Annotated in this window: 1 protein-coding gene; it reads left to right on the top strand. The window is 73.9% G+C overall.

Translation table 11 applies throughout. The features are described 5' to 3' along the window. The coding region (locus AOK01_RS45895; RefSeq protein ID WP_425424795.1) for an alkaline phosphatase PhoX at positions 1-375 on the top strand (375 nt) is incomplete at both ends.

Raw genomic sequence — 375 nt, 5'->3', positions numbered from 1 at the left:
TCGGCAGCGTCGGCGCCCTCGCCACCGCGCCCGGCGCCCTCGCGTCCACGGACACCGAGACCGCGGGCGACGACGCCGACCTGTACGAGTCGGACCGGCCCGCGTCGGATCGGCACGACGCCGACCGGCACGGCGGAGCCGTCGGTTACGGGCCGCTCCTGCCCGACCCCAAGGGCATCCTCGCGCTGCCCGCCGGGTTCTCGTACCGCGTCATCACCCACAGCGGGAAGACCAAGCTGGAGTCGGGCGAGTTCACCCCCTCCAACCATGACGGCACGGCCACCTTCGACGGCCCGCGCGGCACGACCCTCCTCGTCAACAACCACGAGCTGAAGGGCCCGCGCGCCGGCTGGAAGTACCCGGTGCCGCTGACCG

It is taken from the genome of Streptomyces aurantiacus, from assembly GCF_001418335.1.
Lineage (GTDB): Bacteria > Actinomycetota > Actinomycetes > Streptomycetales > Streptomycetaceae > Streptomyces > Streptomyces aurantiacus.
This window is presented reverse-complemented; position numbering and strand designations above follow the sequence as displayed.